The 18,142-nt window shown below is 60.5% G+C and carries 19 protein-coding genes; 5 read left to right on the top strand and 14 right to left on the bottom strand.

Going from position 1 to position 18,142, the window contains the following annotated elements:
- The first annotated feature begins 71 nt into the window (after positions 1–71).
- The 5 genes from BLS41_RS06485 to BLS41_RS06465 all read left to right on the top strand — a co-directional run bounded on the left by BLS41_RS06485 (position 72) and on the right by BLS41_RS06465 (position 5,642).
- Positions 72–1,631 carry a 3-hydroxyacyl-CoA dehydrogenase gene (locus BLS41_RS06485; RefSeq protein WP_074763552.1) on the top strand — a complete coding sequence of 520 codons (1,560 nt, stop codon included), beginning with the start codon at positions 72–74 and terminating at the stop codon, positions 1,629–1,631.
- Entirely contained in the window at positions 1,628–2,416 is a 789-nt protein-coding gene (locus BLS41_RS06480; protein ID WP_074763551.1) for an oxepin-CoA hydrolase, alternative type, read from the top strand. Before BLS41_RS06485 ends, BLS41_RS06480 begins: the two co-directional genes overlap by 4 nt.
- A 23-nt stretch (positions 2,417–2,439) precedes the next feature.
- Positions 2,440–3,156, top strand: a complete 717-nt coding sequence (locus BLS41_RS06475) for a histidine phosphatase family protein (RefSeq protein WP_074763550.1) — start codon at positions 2,440–2,442, stop codon at positions 3,154–3,156.
- A 20-nt stretch (positions 3,157–3,176) separates the two neighbouring features.
- Positions 3,177–4,283 carry a phosphotransferase gene (locus tag BLS41_RS06470; RefSeq protein ID WP_074763549.1) on the top strand — a complete coding sequence of 369 codons (1,107 nt, stop codon included), beginning with the start codon at positions 3,177–3,179 and terminating at the stop codon, positions 4,281–4,283.
- A 99-nt stretch (positions 4,284–4,382) separates the two neighbouring features.
- A complete protein-coding gene (locus BLS41_RS06465; protein ID WP_074763548.1) occupies positions 4,383–5,642 on the top strand; it encodes an acyl-CoA dehydrogenase family protein in 1,260 nt (419 codons plus the stop codon).
- Positions 5,643–5,829: 187 nt separating this feature from the next.
- Here the strand turns inward: BLS41_RS06465 and BLS41_RS06460 are convergent, their stop codons facing one another.
- The 14 genes from BLS41_RS06460 to BLS41_RS06395 form a co-directional block, all read right to left on the bottom strand.
- Positions 5,830–6,306, bottom strand: coding sequence for a MaoC family dehydratase (locus BLS41_RS06460; protein ID WP_074763547.1), 477 nt, complete (start codon positions 6,304–6,306; stop codon positions 5,830–5,832).
- Positions 6,303–6,761, bottom strand: a complete 459-nt coding sequence (locus tag BLS41_RS06455; RefSeq protein ID WP_074763546.1) for a MaoC family dehydratase — start codon at positions 6,759–6,761, stop codon at positions 6,303–6,305. The genes BLS41_RS06460 and BLS41_RS06455 overlap by 4 nt, the downstream gene beginning before the upstream one ends.
- A 36-nt stretch (positions 6,762–6,797) precedes the next feature.
- Positions 6,798–7,934 carry an acyl-CoA dehydrogenase family protein gene (locus BLS41_RS06450; RefSeq protein ID WP_074763545.1) on the bottom strand — a complete coding sequence of 379 codons (1,137 nt, stop codon included), beginning with the start codon at positions 7,932–7,934 and terminating at the stop codon, positions 6,798–6,800.
- Positions 7,935–7,944: 10 nt separating this feature from the next.
- On the bottom strand, positions 7,945–9,141 hold the full coding sequence (locus BLS41_RS06445) for an acyl-CoA dehydrogenase family protein (protein WP_074763544.1): 1,197 nt from the start codon (positions 9,139–9,141) through the stop codon (positions 7,945–7,947).
- Positions 9,142–9,189: 48 nt separating this feature from the next.
- On the bottom strand, positions 9,190–9,615 hold the full coding sequence (locus BLS41_RS06440) for a DUF1178 family protein (RefSeq protein ID WP_074763543.1): 426 nt from the start codon (positions 9,613–9,615) through the stop codon (positions 9,190–9,192).
- Between the two features lie 231 nt (positions 9,616–9,846).
- Complete coding sequence (locus tag BLS41_RS06435; protein ID WP_074763542.1) at positions 9,847–10,371, bottom strand: helix-turn-helix transcriptional regulator; 525 nt, start codon at positions 10,369–10,371, stop codon at positions 9,847–9,849.
- A 52-nt stretch (positions 10,372–10,423) separates the two neighbouring features.
- On the bottom strand, positions 10,424–10,669 hold the full coding sequence (locus tag BLS41_RS39515; protein WP_074763541.1) for a hypothetical protein: 246 nt from the start codon (positions 10,667–10,669) through the stop codon (positions 10,424–10,426).
- Positions 10,670–10,994: 325 nt separating this feature from the next.
- On the bottom strand, positions 10,995–11,579 hold the full coding sequence (locus tag BLS41_RS06425) for an NUDIX domain-containing protein (protein WP_074763540.1): 585 nt from the start codon (positions 11,577–11,579) through the stop codon (positions 10,995–10,997).
- A gap of 43 nt (positions 11,580–11,622) precedes the next feature.
- Positions 11,623–11,919 (bottom strand): DUF2818 family protein, encoded by a 297-nt coding sequence (locus tag BLS41_RS06420; RefSeq protein ID WP_074763539.1) that lies wholly within the window; start codon positions 11,917–11,919, stop codon positions 11,623–11,625.
- The gene (gene nuoN, locus BLS41_RS06415; protein ID WP_074763538.1) at positions 11,919–13,391 is read right to left on the bottom strand and encodes an NADH-quinone oxidoreductase subunit NuoN; all 1,473 of its coding nucleotides are present in this window, start codon (positions 13,389–13,391) and stop codon (positions 11,919–11,921) included. The genes BLS41_RS06420 and nuoN overlap by 1 nt, the downstream gene beginning before the upstream one ends.
- 25 nt (positions 13,392–13,416) lie before the next feature.
- On the bottom strand, positions 13,417–14,907 hold the full coding sequence (locus tag BLS41_RS06410; protein ID WP_074763537.1) for an NADH-quinone oxidoreductase subunit M: 1,491 nt from the start codon (positions 14,905–14,907) through the stop codon (positions 13,417–13,419).
- Positions 14,908–14,926: 19 nt separating this feature from the next.
- Positions 14,927–16,993 carry an NADH-quinone oxidoreductase subunit L gene (gene nuoL, locus BLS41_RS06405; protein WP_074763536.1) on the bottom strand — a complete coding sequence of 689 codons (2,067 nt, stop codon included), beginning with the start codon at positions 16,991–16,993 and terminating at the stop codon, positions 14,927–14,929.
- Positions 16,994–17,010: 17 nt separating this feature from the next.
- Complete coding sequence (nuoK, locus tag BLS41_RS06400) at positions 17,011–17,316, bottom strand: NADH-quinone oxidoreductase subunit NuoK (RefSeq protein WP_013339863.1); 306 nt, start codon at positions 17,314–17,316, stop codon at positions 17,011–17,013.
- A gap of 20 nt (positions 17,317–17,336) precedes the next feature.
- Positions 17,337–18,035 carry an NADH-quinone oxidoreductase subunit J gene (locus tag BLS41_RS06395; RefSeq protein ID WP_074763535.1) on the bottom strand — a complete coding sequence of 233 codons (699 nt, stop codon included), beginning with the start codon at positions 18,033–18,035 and terminating at the stop codon, positions 17,337–17,339.
- Between the last annotated feature and the right edge of the window lie 107 nt (positions 18,036–18,142).

The raw sequence follows: 18,142 nt of genomic DNA, 5'->3' as shown, positions 1-18,142 counted from the left end.
GCCATCGAACAATCATCCAGTAAATTGCACGATCGTGCTATTCTAAAATAACCATGGAGTCGAGCATCACAATGACCTCTCGCCATTTCAGTATCGAGACTATCGGCATTGTCGGAACCGGTGCAATGGGTCGCGGCATCGCCCAGATCGCCGCGTTGGCGGGCCTGAAGGTTCGTCTGTACGACACCAACCCCGCTGCGATCGGCGCGGCGCGCGACTACCTCGCCGAGACTTTCGCCAAATTGACGGCCAAAGGCAAGCTCGACCAGGCGCGTTCGCTCGCGGCGTTGGCTAACGTAAGCGGCGCGCATGCGATCGGCGAGCTGGCCGATTGCGACCTCGTGATCGAAGCGATTGTCGAAAAACTCGACGTGAAACAAGCGCTCTTTCGCGAACTCGAAACCGTGGTGAGCGGCCGTTGCGTGCTGGCGTCGAACACGTCGTCGCTGTCCATTACCGCAATTGCCGCCGCCTGCACCGACCCGTCGCGCGTGGTCGGCTACCACTTCTTCAATCCCGTTCCGTTGATGAAAGTCGTCGAGGTGATCGACGGCTTGCGCAGCGACCCCGCGGCGGGCGACGCGCTAATGGTTCTCGCGCGCCGCATGGGTCACACACCGGTGCGCGCGAAAGACATGCCCGGCTTCATCGTCAATCACGCGGGCCGGGGGATGAATACCGAAGGCTTGCGGGTGGCAGGCGAAGGCGTCGCGAGTTTCGCGGACATCGACCGGATCATGCGCGAGCAGGCGGGTTTTCGCCTCGGGCCGTTCGAGTTGCTCGACCTGACCGCGCTGGACGTGTCGCATCCGGTGATGGAGTCGATCTATCACCAGTTCTATGAAGAGCCGCGTTTCACGCCGTCGCCAATTACAGGCACGCGGCTCGCGGGCGGATTGATCGGCCGCAAAACGGGTGAAGGCTTTTATCGTTACGTGGACGGCAAGCAGCAGGTGCCTGCCGAAGCGCCCGCGCCGACGCAGTTGCCGAAAAGCGTGTGGGTCAGCAAGCGCCATCCGCAGGCGCACGAGGCGGTCGTCAAACTCATCGGCGAGGCAAGCAGCGTGATGCTCGACGAGGGCGCCGTGCCCGCTGCGGATTCGCTGATCGTCGTCACCCCGTTCGGGCACGATGCAACCACCGCCGCAGTCGACGAAGCACTGGACGCAACCCGCGTCGTCGCGATCGACGCCCTCTTCCCGCTCATCGGCGCGCAACGCCGCACGCTGATGACCACGCCTGCTACAACCCGCGCCGCAAGGGACGCCGCGCATGCGTTATTCGCGTCCGACGGCGTGCCCGTCACCGTGATCCGCGACTCGACCGGCTTCGTCGCGCAACGCGTGGTGGCGACGATCGTCAACATCGGCTGCGACATCGCGCAGAAACAGATCGCCACGCCCGACGACATCGACCTCGCCGTCACGCTCGGTCTCGGCTATCCGCGCGGCCCGCTCGCGCTTGGCGATGCGCTCGGCGCAGCCACCATCCTCACGATCCTGCGCAATATGTTCAGCGTGCTCGGCGATCCACGTTACCGTCCGTCGCCCTGGCTCGCACGTCGAGCGCAACTCGGCCTGTCGCTGACCCAACGCGACGCCGCCGACATCCAACCGGAGACCCAACAATGAGCGCCGAACTGCTGACCTCGCGTCCGACCGAAAGCGAATCGACACTAGTCCTCACGCTGTCGAACCCCGGTGCGCGCAACGCGCTGCATCCGGATATGTATGCAGCCGGAATTGAGGCGCTCGATTCAGTGGAGCGCGATCCGTCGATTCGCGCCGTCGTGATTACCGGCGCCGACAACTTCTTCTGCGCGGGCGGTAATCTGAACCGCCTGCTTGAGAATCGCGCGAAAGATCCGTCGGTTCAGGCCGAAAGCATCGACATGCTCGGTCAGTGGATTTCGGCTTTGCGTCTGTCGTCGAAACCAGTGATTGCCGCCGTCGATGGCGCCGCTGCCGGTGCCGGCTTTTCGCTCGCGCTCGCCTGCGACCTGATCGTCGCCGGCGACGACGCCAAATTCGTCATGTCGTACGCCCGCGTGGGCCTGACGCCCGATGGCGGCGGCTCGTGGTTCCTCGCGCAAGCGCTGCCGCGCCAGCTGGCCACTGAGGTGCTGATCGAAGGCAAGCCGATCGGTGCGGCGCGTCTGCACGAACTCGGCGTGGTCAACAAGCTGGCGAGGCCCGGCCACGCGCGCGACACCGCGGTCGCGTGGGCCGACGAACTCGGCAAGATTTCGCCCAATTCGGTTGCACGCATCAAAGGTCTGATTGGCGCTGCCGGCGCACAACCGCTCGCGGAGCATCTGGTGGCGGAGCGCGATAGCTTCGTCGCGTCGCTGCATCATCGCGACGGGCTCGAAGGGATTTCCGCGTTTCTCGACAAGCGCGCGCCGGTTTACAAGTGAACCACGAGTGATCCAAAGGGACCATGCCTGACTATCAACTGCCCAAACGCCGCCGCATCTTTCTGATGCGCCACGGCGACGTCACCTACTTCGACGACTCCGGCCGCGCGATCGATCCTGAAACCGTGCCGCTGAACGCCAATGGCCGCGAACAGGCAAGCGCGGCGGGCCGCGTGTTTGCCGAACAGCAGGTCCGCTTCGATCGGGTGATCGTCAGCGGATTGCCGCGTACCGTCGAAACCGCCACGCGCGTGCTGGCCGAAACAGGCCAGCAGATCGAACTCGAGATCGAACCCGCGTGGCAGGAGATTCGCGGCGGCAGACTGGGCAGTATTCCGGCCCAGGATATCGAAGCGGCTTTTCTCGGCGTGTTCGACGGCATCGTGCCGGAAAGCACGCGCTTTCTCGATGGCGAAACCATCGGCGCATTGTTTGATCGCGTATTGCCGGCCGTGGCTGCGTTACGCGAGGACACTTCGTGGGACACCGCGCTGCTGGTCCTGCATGGCGGCGTGAATCGCGCGATTCTGTCGCATGCGTTGACCGCCGGGGGCCGTACGTTTTTCGGACATCTGTCGCAGGCCACGGGCTGTATCAATGCGCTCGATGTTGGCACCGCGCCGCGCGACTGGGTACTCCGCATGCTCAACTATTCCCCGCCGTCGCCGCTGCATCGCGACGTTCGCAATACCACGATGGAAATGCTCTACGCACAATTCATTCAATACAAGCGTAGCTGAACCCGAACTGGAGGAGACATATGGCGCAGGCCACACAGACCGGCGAACCAGAACACAAACCGGATTACTCGGCTTTCGAGGGCACGCGGCCCGTCAACGAGCGGCAGCGTTTCGACGCAGAAGCGCTTGCCGCATGGCTGACCCGCCACGTCGACGGATTTTCCGGCCCGCTTACGCTGGAGCAATTCGCCGGCGGGCAGTCCAACCCCACTTTCAAGCTGGTCACGCCATCGCGCTCGTATGTGATGCGCGCGAAGCCTGGGCCAGCGGCGAAGCTGCTGCCATCCGCGCATGCCGTCGAACGTGAATATCGCGTGATGCATGCGCTGGCCGGCACCGACGTGCCGGTCGCGCAAATGCTCGCGCTGTGCGACGACGAAAGCGTGATTGGGCGTGCGTTCTACGTGATGGAGTTTGTCGAAGGCCGCGTGTTGTGGGATCAGTCGCTGCCCGGCATGACGCCCGCCGAACGCGCGGCGATCTACGACGAAATGAATCGCGTGATCGCGGCGCTGCATAGCGTGAACGTAGAGGCAGCCGGTCTCGCCGACTACGGCAAACCCGGCAATTACTTCGCACGGCAAATCGGTCGCTGGAGCAAGCAGTACATCGCGTCCGAAACCGAGCCGATCGACGCGATGCAGCGGTTGATCGAATGGCTGCCGCAACACATGCCCGCTGAAACCGGCGAGCGCGCGTCGGTCGTACACGGAGATTTCCGGCTCGACAATCTGATCTTTCATCCGCATGAGCCGCGAGTGCTGGCCGTGCTCGATTGGGAGCTGTCGACGCTCGGCGACCCGCTCGCCGACTTCGCGTATCACTGCATGGCGTGGCACGTCGATCCGGCGAAATTCCGCGGCATCGCGGGCCTGGATTGGGCAGCCCTAGGCATTCCCGACGAAAGCCAGTACGTCGAGCGCTATTGCAAACGCACCGGCTTCGAGATTCACGGCGACTGGAATTTTTATCTCGCATACAACATGTTCCGCATCGCCGCGATTCTGCAAGGGATCATGAAGCGCGTAGTCGACGGCACTGCGGCCAGTGCGCAAGCGCTCGATGCCGGTCGTCGCGCAAAGCCGATGGCCGAACTTGCGTGGCATTACGCGCAAAAGGTGCGCTAGCCGGGTGCGTCGAACATCCGGCTCACCGAATGAATACGCGCGTTGAATCAGCGCGCGCAGAAAGACCCTCATCTGCCATTTGTTATCGCGAGGTCACACATGAATTTCGATTACACCCCGAAGGTTCAGGCATTGCGCGAAAAGCTGCTCGCTTTCTTCGATGAGCACATCTATCCGAATGAACACGAGTTCTATGCGGAGATTGCGCGTAATCGCCAGAACGGCAACGCGTGGCTGCCGACAGAACTGATCGAGCAACTCAAACACAAGGCGCGCGACGCCGGCCTGTGGAATCTGTTCCTGCCAGAATCCGCACGCGGCGCCGGGCTGACGAATCTCGAATACGCGCCGCTGTGCGAAATCATGGGCCGCGTGCCCTGGGCACCGGAAGTGTTCAACTGCAGCGCGCCCGACACCGGCAACATGGAGACGATCGAGCGCTACGGCAGCGACGACAATAAGCGCGAATGGCTCGAACCTTTGCTCAAAGGCCAGATTCGCTCGGCATTTCTGATGACGGAACCCGAAGTGGCATCGTCGGATGCGACCAATATCCAGACCAGCATCGTGCGCGATGGCGACTACTACGTGATCAACGGTCACAAGTGGTGGTCGTCGGGTGCGGGCGATCCGCGCTGCAAGGTGTATATCGTGATGGGCAAGACCGATCCCGACGCGCCGCGCCACCAGCAGCAGTCGATGATCCTCGTTCCCGCCGACGCAACCGGCATCACCGTGCATCGTCCGCTGACCGTATTCGGTTACGACGACGCGCCACACGGCCACATGGAAATCACGCTCGACAACGTACGCGTGCCCGCCACCAACATGCTGCTCGGTGAAGGTCGCGGCTTCGAGATCGCACAAGGCCGCCTCGGACCGGGACGCATCCACCACTGCATGCGTCTGATCGGTCTCGCCGAGCGCGCAATCGAATTGATGGCGAAACGCTCGCTGCAACGCGTCGCGTTCGGCAAACCGGTCGCGGCACAAGGCGTCACGCTGGAACGTCTTGCCGAGGCGCGCTGCATGATCGAACAGGCGCGTCTGCTCACGCTGAAAACTGCGTACATGATGGACACGGTCGGCAACAAGGGCGCGCGCGGCGAGATCGCGATGATCAAGGTGGTCGCGCCGAACATGGCGTGTCAGGTGATCGACTGGGCGATTCAGGCGCACGGCGGCGGTGGCGTCAGCGACGACTTCCCGCTGGCTTATGCATATGCGTCGGCGAGAACGCTGCGTTTTGCCGACGGTCCCGACGAAGTACATCGCAATGCGATCGCCAAGCTTGAGCTCGCCCGTCATATGGATGCGAGCGCGGCAGCCAAAGTGGAGATGCCGGTTACGCGGGTTTGAGTTCGATCCGGGATGAATGGCGACCAGCACTTCTGGAGTTTGGGAAGCAGCCGTGTCGCCGCGAGTAGAACGACACTGCCTTCTTCGCTGCGTCACCTACCGAGATGAAAAAAGGCGCGAACCTGGTTCGCGCCTTTTTTACGTTGCATGCATGTTCATCGTTCCGTATCGAAACGATGCACAACCGCTAAAAGTAATGCCGCGTGATGAACTCGGCGACACACACCGGCCGCTCACTGCCCTGCCGTTCCAACGTCACATTCCACACAGCCTGCACACCATGGCTGTCGACCTCGGTCACGGACTCCACGACAAATTTCGCGCGCAACTGCGAGCCGACCAGAACCGGCGAAGTGAACCGAACGCGATTCAATCCGTAGTTGACGCCCATGCGCTGTTTGATCGAGACCGTCTTACCCAGCAAAGCCGGAATCAAAGACAGCGTCAGGAAGCCATGCGCAACCGGACCGCCAAACGGCGATTCGCGCTTCGCCCGCTCCGGGTCGATGTGAATCCACTGATGATCGCCGGTAGCTTCGGCGAACAGATCGACGCGCGCCTGATCGACCGTCATCCACTCGCTGACTAGCGGCTCGGCGCCAACTTGCGCACGCAGCGCTTCTGCATCGTCAAACGTCGCGGCTGACGCCGCACCGATCGTCATGATGCCGCCCCCGGATTGCGCAGCCCGAACAGTCCCTTCGAACTAACCGTGATCACCATCTCGCCGTGCTGATTGAACCCTTCCCAGCGCGTCGACACGATGCCGCGATCCGGCTTGCTCTCCGAAACGCGTTTGTCGAGCACGACATTCATCATCGTGATGGTGTCGCCGACCCGCACCGGCTTCAACCAGCGAATCTCGTCGATACCCGGCGAACCCATCGAAGTCGAACCTGCGAACGCGTTGCGCACCAGCATGCCCATCATGACCGAGCAGGTATGCCAGCCGCTCGCCACCAGTCCGCGAAACGGCGATTTTTCCGCCGCGGCTTCGTCCAGATGAAACGGCTGCGGATCGAACTTCTCCGCGAACTCGACAATTTCTTCACGCGTGAATGTGTGCTTGCCGATTTCGGTACTCGTGCCGACTATCAGGTCTTCAAAACTCAAGCCCATGGTCGTATCTCCTGCTTATCTGGTTGGACAGCCCGATCAGGCTTCGACAGCGGTGAAGCCCGGCAGCGCGGCAAACCGCGCGAGATGGTGATCGACATCGCCCAAGGTTGTCTCGATGATTGCCAACCGCTTGAACAGATGCGCCGCCGCCACTTCGTTCGTGACGCCCATGCCGCCGTGCAACTGCACCGCCTGCTGACCGACAAAACGGGCGGCCTGCCCGACTCTGACCTTCGCCGCGGAAATCGCGCGACGACGCTCGTCCGCGTCTTCGCTCGTGTAGCGCATGGCGGCCAGATAGGTGACCGAACGCGCCTGCTCGGCATGAATCAACATCTCGACCATACGATGCTGAAGCGCCTGGAAGCGCGCAATCGGCTGACCGAACTGCTGACGCGTTTTGGTGTAGTCGACGGTCGCGAGGTTCAGTGCGTCTAATGCGCCGATGGCTTCCGCGCACAGGAGCAGCGTGCCGTAGTCAGCGATATGTTCGAGTGCGGCCGCGCCCGCATGCTTGCCGCCGAGCCGGCGTGCCGGTGTACCGCTGAACTCAATGGTCGCAGCGCGTTGGCCGTCGATTGTGCGGTAGTCCGTAACTTTGACGCCCGCTGCATCGCGCGCCACAACAAAGAGCGCGATCTCGCCATTCAGGCGCGCCGGCACGATCCAGTGATCGGCTTGAGCGCCGTGCAGCACAACCGATTTCGCGCCGGTGAGCACCTGACGCCCACTCTGATCACGCTGCTCGTTCGCGACCGTCGCGACTTCGAACAGGTCATAGCGCGCATGAGGCTCGTGAAATGCCACTGCCAGTTTTATTTCGCCTTGAGCCACGCGTTCCAGCAGTGCGGCGTCTTCGCCATCGCCCGAACCCGCCATGCGCAGCGCCTCGATGCCCACCGCCGTTGCCCAGTACGGCTCGATCACCAACGCCCGGCCAAGCTCCTGCATGACCACTAGCATGTCGATCGGGCCGCCATTGAAACCACCCTGGGCCTCGGGAACCGGCAATGCCGTCAGGCCCAATTCGGTGAACGCTGCCCAATGTGATTCCGACACGCCGGGTTCCGAGCGCACGATCGCCTGACGCGCTTCGAAGCCGTAGCTCTTGTCCAGATAGCGGCGCAGCGCGTCGGCAAATTGCTGTTGTTCATCGTTGAAAGTGAAGTCCATGCGCCGCTCCTCAGAGTCCGAGAATCATCTGCGCGATGATGTTCTTTTGAATTTCGTTCGAACCGCCGTAAATCGACGTCTTGCGGTAATTGAAGTAGTACGCGGCGAGCGGCGCAGCATCGTCGTCGCCGGCCAGGCTGTGCTCGCGTTCGCCTTCGAGAAACGGCACGTCGAACGGTGCGGCGAGCGGGCCGACGGTCTCGAACATGAGTTCGGTCAGTGCCTGCTGTACTTCCGTGCCCTTGATCTTTAACATCGACGCCTCCGGTCCGGGGCCACGTCCACCTGCTTCATTGGCCACGACGCGTTGCACGGTGACTTCCAGCGCCATCAACTCGATCTCAAGGCTCGCGACTTTCGATGCGAATACCGGATCCTGCAACAGCGGTTTGCCGTTCTTCTTCTGATTCAGAGCGAGGCGCTTCAGGAATGCGAGTTCGCGCTTCGAGTTGCCGACGCGCGCGATGCCAGTGCGCTCGTGGCCGAGCAGATATTTCGCGTAAGTCCAGCCGCGATTCTCTTCGCCGACCAGATTCTCAACCGGCACCTTCACGCCTTCGAAAAACACTTCGTTGACTTCGTGATCTTCGTCGAGCGTGATGATCGGGCGCACGGTGATACCCGGCGTTTTCATATCGATCAGCAGGAAAGAGATGCCCTCCTGCTTTTTTGCGCCGCTGTCGGTGCGCACGAGGCAGAACATCATGTCGGCATACTGGCCAAGCGTGGTCCAGGTCTTCTGGCCGTTGACGATGTAGTGGTCGCCGACCCGCTCGGCACGTGTGCGCAACGACGCCAGATCGGAGCCGGAGCCCGGCTCGGAATAGCCTTGGCACCACCAGTCGGTGCCGTCGAGAATACGCGGCAAATAATGGCGTTTCTGCGCTTCGCTGCCGTACTTCATCAGCACGGGCGCCACCATCGATACTCCGAAGGGCAGCACCGACGGCGCACCAATGCGCGCGCACTCCTCTTCCCAGATATGCCGCTGGGTCGCGTCCCAGCCTGGACCGCCATATTCTTTCGGCCACGCGATCACCGACCAGCCGCGCGTGCCGAGCAGCTTGTGCCAGTCTGCGAAATCTTCGCGGGCGAGACGCTTGTGGTTAAGTACTTTGTCGCTCAGCTCGCGAGGCAGATTCGCTTCGAGCCAGGCGCGGATGTCGGCGCGGAATGCGTCGTCAGCGGGGGAATAGTCCAGATTCATGCGTAGTGTCTCCTGGCCGCAACCACCTGCCGCCAGGGAACTACTGCGCTATTGCAGCGGTTCCTTCAAAGCGGCCGGAACTGGCAGCGGCATCACTTCGATGCCTTCTTCGACCAAGGCTCGCGCATCTTCCGGTGTCGTGACCCCGCGAATATTGCGAGCCGGCGCTTCGTTGTAGTGAATGCGCCGTGCTTCCTCGGCGAAGCGGTCGCCCACGTTCTCGGTCTTTTCCAGTACCTCGCGCAGAGCACGCATCACGCGCGCCTGCATGTCGCCAGCCTCCGCCGACGGCTTCGTTTCGGTCGCGCCTGACAGGTTCAGACGCGGTGCCGACGGCAAGCGGCTTACTTCGTTCGCCCCGCAAATCGGACATTCGATCAGCTTGCGGGATTGCTGCGACTCGAAGTCATCAGCCGAAGCAAACCAACCTTCGAACCGATGGCCATGCGGACACTGTAAATCGAGGACCTTCATGTGGAATCAGGGCTTGCGTGCCAGTTTAGCGCAAAATCAAAATTTGTGAACGGTCGTTCGTAAATTATTACGGACGACTCGCCGATGCCAGCCGTCGCTCACAAAACGAACGCGGTGGGCGATTTTAACGCTTTGCGTCAACAACTGCCGAGGGTGTCTTGAGGGGCCGAGTGAAGCAGCCACCCGGCCAATCGGATTAGGGCAACCATCTGCGTACCTCGTTACCACCTGCTATACAACCAGCCTCTCGAGTTGGCGATTAAAGCGCGGCTCGAGTCCTCGCACTTCCTTTGCAAGATTGATCTGCTTGGCCGATTTCGCGACATCCACCACGTCCGCGCTGATGTCGTATCCGCCGCGCTCGTTCAGCCAATCGAGAATGTCCGAAAGATGCCAGACGGACGCACTTCCTTCATGCACAGGCGGCGGAAAGTCGATGGCGTGGCTTAGCATCAGCTTGCGCATGTTTTGCCGCGATACCCCGGCGACTTCCGCGACGTCGGTGAGTCCGACGAAGTCGGGCCCTGCCTCGACGAGGCGGGCAGACGGCACCACCTGTTTCACATCTTTAAGCGCGCTGACCAGCGCTGCGAATGCAGACTCGCCTTCGCGGGAAAAGAGCAACGCGAGGCGGCCCGCCTGGCCCACGCCAACGGTTGCATCGTCGCACCCGGCTTCGCCCAAACGCTCGACAATCGCGTCCAGATCGCAGTCTTCTGCCGAGAGCCGGTATTTCAAGGTGAACACATATTCCATACGCTACTTCCGCCTCCTTCAACCCTAAACCTTTGCTATTCAAAACTACCTGCTACCGGCGAGCCGTGCAGTTGTCGACGATGCGGCGCAAATGCTTTGCATGATTATCTGGATTCTTCGGCGTACTCCAGATACTCGATATACAAAACTCACCGCAGCGACATTCAGCGTCTTTGTAAGGGCAATACATCTTCCCCCAAGCGTGACCCCGCCCACCGCTCTGCACGCGCCAGCCGCTTTTCTCCGCATGCGCCAACGCAGCCTCGACCTCTTTCTTAGCGTGATTTGCTCGAACCATCGACACCCTCCAATTTAGCGAGCGCGGATAAGGTTGTCAAGTGACAACCTTATCCAGTCACCCGAATTCAATCCATCTCAGAACATTGGTTATCCCTGGCAAAAGAAAAAGCCACTGTCGTAAATGGAGGTTCATGCTAGCGCGCCGGCAATCGTCGAGCGAGACGGCCAGAAGTCATAAGAAAACGAGATATTTCTGAGAAATGGGATACAGCATAAAAGCGCCATCGAAGCGACTTCAACCGCCAAAATGACAAAGCCCCTGCTGGTCAAAGACCAGCAGGGGCTTTTCACAAGCTTCAGACTAGCGCGCCTGAAGCGCTGCGTTATTGCGGCTCAGCAGTCGGCCATGCACCCGACAACACTTTCTCGAGCCAGAACGTGCCAATGATCGTCTTCACGTCCGTGATCTTGCCGGTGCGCACCCACTCGGACACTTCGTCGACAGTCGCCGTGAACAACTCGAGGAACTCGCCTTCGTCGAGCTTGCGCTCGCCCGCCGTCAAACCGCGCGCGAGATAGACGTCGATGAACTCAGTCGAATACGAAATGATCGGGTGAATGCGCGTCAAATAAACATATTCACGCGCGGTATAGCCGGTCTCCTCGCGCAACTCACGTTTAGCGCACGCCAGCGCACCTTCGTTCGGATCGAGCTTACCGGCCGGATATTCGACCATGACCTTGCCCATCGGATACCGATACTGGCTTTCCAGCAGCACGCGGCCATCGTCGAACAATGGAATCACCATCACGGCGCCCGGATGTTGAACATATTCACGGGTTGCCTGTTTGCCGTCCGGCAAACGAACGGTGTCGCACTTGACCGTCATGAACGGCCCTTTGTAGACCTGCTTGCTGTCGACACAGGTCTCAGTAAGCGCGGCGTCGTGATCGGGAAGTTCAGCCATATGCGGACCTCAGGACAGCGTGGTGCGCGACGGCGAGACGCCGTCAGCGGCGTTTGACGAGATATTGGAAGGTAAAACCGGGGAACGCGAACACGATGAACAGCGCGAACGTGATGGCATAAAACTGCCAGCCCTGTTCGAAGCGGTTCCCTGCTCGCGCCTCAAGCAGAAAGCCGAACGCGCCGACCACGAAGTACAGCACGATCAATTCGGCGATCCGGATCCACGCATTCTTCTTCGCCGCTTTCAACGGAACGGCGGCGAAGAGGCGTTGATTCAGGAACGGCAGGTTGGCGCCGACCAGCGCCAACAACACGATAAACCAGCCTGCAGCGGACATCAGAACAGCAGCGTGTGCTGGATAGCCTGCAGGCAAGCTTTCAACAGCGGATCCGGCACGATACCGAGCACCAGCACGGCAACGCCATTGAGGGCCAGCAGAGCACGTGTGCTGCTGTCGGCGGCGATCGGCGACTTGTCTTGCGGTTCGTCGAAATACATCAGCTTGACGATACGCAGGTAGTAGAAAGCACCGAACAGCGACGTGATCACGGCCAGCACGGTCAGCCAGGTCAAACCGGCGTTCATCGTGGCCTGCAGCACGGCGAGTTTCGCGTAGAAGCCCACTGCCGGCGGAATGCCCGCGAGCGAGAACATCATGATCATCATCACGAACGCGAATACCGGGCTGCGTTGATTCAGGCCCTTGAAGTCTTCGAGCGTGTCGGCTTCGAAATCGCGGCGAGCCAGCAGCATGATCACACCGAAAGTGCCCAGCGTCGTGATCAGGTAGACGATGCTGTAGAACATTGCCGAGCCATACGCGTTGGCCGCACCGCTCGTCTTCTGGTCGACCACGCCGGCCAGCAGGCCGAGCAGCACGAAGCCCATGTTCGAGATCGCCGAGTACGCGAGCATCCGCTTCACATTGCGTTGCACGATACCCGTGATATTGCCGACGATCAGCGACAGCGCCGCGAGAATCACCAGCATCTGTTGCCATTCGACTGCCAGCGGCAGCAGACCCATCACGAGGAAACGGAAGCCCCACGCAAATGCAGCGACCTTCGGACCACCGCCGACGATCAGCGACATCGCCGTCGGCGCGCCCTGGTACACGTCAGGCACCCACATGTGGAACGGCACCGCGCCCATCTTGAACGCCACGCCCGCCACGATGAAGATCACGCCGAACAGCAGCACGCTCGGATCGTAGTGGCTGGTACCGATCGCCTTGAACACTTCGTTCAGGTCGAGCGAGCCGGTCGCACCGTACAGCATCGAGATGCCGTACAGCAGGAAACCCGAAGCCAGCGCGCCGAGCACGTAGTACTTCATCGCCGCTTCGTTCGATTGCGGCACTTCACGACGCAGCGCGATCACCGCATACAGCGACAGCGACATCAGTTCCAGACCGAGATACAGCGTCAGGAAGTTGTTGCCGGAGATCATCACCAGTTGGCCGAGCAACGAGAACATGCCCAACAGGAAGAACTCGCCGCGGAACAGATTACGTTCTTCGAGATAACGGCGCGAATAGACGATCGACACGGCATAGCCGAGGGTCACGACCGCCTTCATCGCGCTGGCGAACGGGTCCACCACATACATGTGGCCGAAGAAGTAGCGCACTTGCGGGTCGAACGCATTCATCGCAAACCAGATGCCGGCGATCAGCGTCGAGAAGAACGCAATGAAGTACGTGGTACGGCGACCGGCCTGGCCGACGAAAGTGTCGTTGAGCCACGCGAGCACAACGGCGAACATCACCAGTGCGTCGGGCAACAGAGCAGTCATAGGGGCGTTTTGCATGGTCTTTAAATTCCTCCGCTCGGCGTTACTGAGGCAACGGCAGCTTTGACTGCGCAACGTGGGAGAGGAGGTTTTCCACGGATACGTGCATCACATCGGTAAAAGGCTTCGGATACAAGCCCATGAACAGCGTCAGTGCAGCAAGCACTGCCAGCATGAAAAATTCGCGACGGTTGATGTCGAGGAGAGTCTTCACGTGATCGTTGGCGATCGCGCCGAAGTACACCCGCTTGTACATCCACAGTGTGTAGGCCGCGCCGAGAATCAGCGTGACTGCCGCACCGCCGGCGATCCAGAAGTTGTACTGGACTGCCGCCAGAATCACCATGAACTCACCGACAAAACCGGACGTGCCCGGCAAGCCGCAATTGGCCATCGCGAACAGCATCGCGAACGCCGCGAACTTGGGCATCACGTTGACGACACCGCCGTAATCGGCGATCTGACGCGAATGCATACGGTCGTACAACACGCCGATCGCGAGGAACATCGCGCCCGACACGAAACCGTGCGAGATCATCTGAATGATCGCGCCTTCCATACCGAGCTGGTTGAAGATGAAGAAGCCCAGCGTGACGAAGCCCATGTGCGCGATCGACGAATACGCAACCAGCTTCTTCATGTCGGCCTGGACCATCGCGACCAGGCCGATGTAGATCACCGCAACCAGCGACAGCGTAATGACGACCGGCGCCAGAAAATGGCTCGCATCAGGCGCGATAGGCAGCGAGAAGCGCAGGAAACCGTATGCACCCAGCTTCAGCATGATCGCGGCCAGCACAACCGAGCCGCCGGTCGGCGCTTCGACGTGCGCATCGGGCAACCATGTGTGCACCGGCCACATCGGCACCTTCACGGCGAACGCCATGAAGAATGCTATGAAGATCAGCACCTGTGGCGTCATCGCGAGCGGCGCATGCTGCCATGTAGCGAGATCGAACGTGCCGGTCTCGACGTACAGATAAATCAGCGCGACCAGCATCAGCAGCGAGCCCATCAACGTGTACAGGAAGAACTTGAACGCCGCGTACACGCGGTTCGCCCCACCCCACACGCCGATGATGATGTACATCGGAATCAGCGTCGCTTCGAAGAACACGTAGAACAGCATGCCGTCGGCCGAACTGAACACGCCGACCATGATGCCCGACAGGATCAGGAACGCAGCCAGATACTGCGCCACGTTCTTCGTAATCACTTCCCACGCGGCGATCACGACGATCACCGTGATCAACGCAGTCAACACAACGAACCACATCGAGATGCCGTCGACACCCAGGTGATACGAAATGTGAAAGCGCTCAATCCAGCTTGCCTGCTCGACGAATTGCAGATCGGCGGAGCTCGAATCGAAACCCGTGATCAGCGGGATCGTCACGATAAAGCTGACGACCGAGCCGATCAGCGCAATCCAACGCGCGGGAGCCGGGTTCCGGTCCGAACCGATAGCCAGAACGACGAGGCCGACGAGGATCGGTAACCAGATCGCGATACTGAGAATCGGATAAGCGTGCATTAGTTAGTGTCCCCTCGCCTTATTTGCCGCCCAGCGTTACAAAAAGGGTCAGGAGCCCCAGCATGCCGATGATCATGGCAAATGCGTAGTGATAGATGTAGCCCGATTGCAGGAAGCGGATCACGCCGGCAAACCAGCCGATAAAGCGTGCACTGCCGTTCACGATGCCGTCGATCACGACGACGTCGCCTTCCTTCCACAGACCACGGCCGATGGCCACTGCGCCGCGTGCAAACACCACTTCGTTGATCTTGTCCATGTAGTACTTGTTATCGAGCAACGTGTAGATCGGGCCGAACGCGCGCTTGATGATAGCCGGCAGATCGGGGCGAACCAGATACAGGAACCACGCAACCACCACACCGGCCAGCGCCAGCCATACCGGCAGACCGCTAACCGAATGGAAACCCATCGACACCCAGCCGTGGAACTCTTCGGCCATCTCCGCCACCGCCGGATGGTTCGCGCCGATGAAAATCACCTTGTCGAACGCAACGCCGTGCTGGAAGAAGTCGCCGTACAGCATCGGGCCGATACCGATCGCGCCGATCACGACCGACGGAATCGCCAGCAGCACCAGCGGCAGCCAGACAACCCACGGCGTTTCATGCGGCTCGTGAGCGTGGTCGTCGTGACCGTGTGCGTCATGGCCGTGACCATGACCGTCATGCGCATGCGCCGCTGCCTCGATGCCCATCGGCGATTCCGGGTGCTTCGGACCGCGGAAACGCTCCTTGCCATGGAACACCATGAAGTACATACGGAACGAATAAAGCGCAGTAACGAACACGCTCGCCACGACGGCAAAGTACGCGAAGCCCGAGCCCGGCAGATGCGACAGCTTCACCGCGTCGATGATCGAGTCTTTCGAATAGAAGCCCGAGAAGAACGGCGTGCCGATCAGCGCCAGCGAACCGATCAGCGACGTGATCCACGTGATCGGCATGTACTTGCGCAGGCCGCCCATGTTGCGGATGTCCTGATCGTGGTGCATGCCGATGATCACCGACCCCGCGCCGAGGAACAGCAGCGCCTTGAAGAACGCGTGCGTCATCAGGTGGAACACGGCGACCGAGTAGGCCGACGCGCCGAGCGCGACCGTCATGTAACCGAGTTGCGACAGCGTGGAATAAGCCACCACACGCTTGATGTCGTTCTGGATGATGCCGAGGAAGCCCATGAACAGCGCGGTAATTGCGCCGATGATCATCACGAACGACAGCGCCGTATCCGACAGTTCGAACAGCGGCGACATGCGCGTGACCATGAAGATGCCGGCCGTCACCATGGTTGCTGCGTGAATCAGCGCGGAGATCGGCGTCGGGCCTTCCATCGAATCGGGCAGCCACACGTGCAGCGGAAACTGCGCCGACTTACCCATCGCGCCGATGAACAGGCAGATACACGCCACCGTCAACAAACCCCAGTCCGTACCCGGGAAGCTCAAAGCCGCGAGTTCGGTGCGCTTCGCGAACACGTCGCCGTAGTTCATCGAACCGGCGAACGCGAACAGCAGACCGATACCCAGCAGGAAGCCGAAGTCGCCGACGCGGTTCACGATAAACGCCTTCATGTTCGCGTAGATCGCGGTCGGGCGCGTGAAGTAGAAACCGATCAGCAGGTACGAGACCAGACCCACCGCTTCCCAGCCGAAGAACAGTTGCAGGAAGTTGTTGCTCATCACGAGCATCAACATCGAGAACGTGAACAGCGAAATGTACGAGAAGAAGCGCTGGTAGCCGTCGTCGTCGGCCATGTAGCCGATCGTGTAGATGTGCACCATCAGCGACACGAAGGTCACGACGACCATCATCATCGCCGTCAGCGAGTCGACCAGGAAGCCGACTTCGAACTGCGTCTTGCCGATCGCCATCCACTGATAAACCGTCGCGTTGAAACTCGCGCCGTTCAGCACCTGGAAGAAGACGATGGCCGACAGGACGAGCGAAATCGCCACGCCGAGGATGGTGACCGAGTGCGCGCCCGCTCGCCCTACCGCCTTACCGAACAGCCCCGCAATCAAGGAACCGGCGAGCGGTGCCAAAGGAATTGCCAACAGCAGGTTTTCATTGAGTATCGTAGACATAACCACTTTCCCTGAAGTTAACCTTTGAGCTGATCGAGATCCTCGACATTGATCGTGTCGAGGCTACGGAACAGGGTCACCAGAATTGCGAGGCCGATCGCCGCTTCCGCCGCTGCTACCGTCAGCACGAAGAAAACGAAGATCTGGCCATGCACGTCGCCCAGGTAATGCGAGAAGGCGACGAAATTGGTGTTCACCGCGAGCAGCATCAGTTCAATCGCCATCAGGATGATGATGACGTTGCGGCGGTTCAGGAAAATGCCGACGACGCTGATCGCAAACAGGATCGCGCCAAGGACAAGGTAATGGGCTAGGGTCAACATGATTTCTATCTCCTGTCCGCTCAGCTATTTTTAGCTGGTGCCGAGTCGGCCGCTGCCGCCGCTGCTTGCGCTGCTGCTTCGGCTTCTTCTGCCGCGACGGTCGCCGCGGTCTTTTCCGATGCCATCTTCACGACGCGCACACGGTCCTGAGCGCGAACCTTGACCTGCTCGCTCACGTTCTGGCGTTTGCTGTCCTTCTTATGGCTCGTGGTCAGAGCAATCGCGGCGATGATTGCCACCAGCAGAACAAGGCCGGCAACTTCGAACGCGAAGATGTAATCGGTGTAGATGATCTTGCCGATCAGGCGGGTGTTCGACCAGTCGCCCATGCCGTTCGCGACAGCCGTCGTGTCACGCAACGCCGTGGCGGTCGCGCCGTAGCCGTGCCACAGGATCAGCGCAGTTTCGATCACGATGATCGCGCCCACCAGGGTCGCCATCGGCACGAAGCGCTTGAAATCCTTGCGTAGCACGTCCATGTTGATGTCCAGCATCATCACGACGAACAGGAACAGCACCATCACCGCGCCGACGTAGACCAGCACCAGCAGGATTGCGAGGAACTCGGCTTCGAGCAGCATCCAGATAGCGGCTGCGTTGAAGAAAGCCAGCACCAGAAACAGTGCGGACGCCACCGGGTTGCGCGAGGTGATCACCTTCAGCCCTGACACAACCAGGAGCAGCGCGAAGATGTAGAACAGTACGGTCGTGAATTCCATGATTACCGGTTCATCGTTAGGCCATTGTCAGGCATTGTTCTTTGGCACGTGCATCTGGCGACTTTCGCCAGAACAGCCGCACAGGTCCGCCGAGCCGCGGGGTTCAA

Source organism: Paraburkholderia fungorum, from assembly GCF_900099835.1.
Classification (GTDB): domain Bacteria; phylum Pseudomonadota; class Gammaproteobacteria; order Burkholderiales; family Burkholderiaceae; genus Paraburkholderia; species Paraburkholderia fungorum_A.
This window is presented reverse-complemented; position numbering and strand designations above follow the sequence as displayed.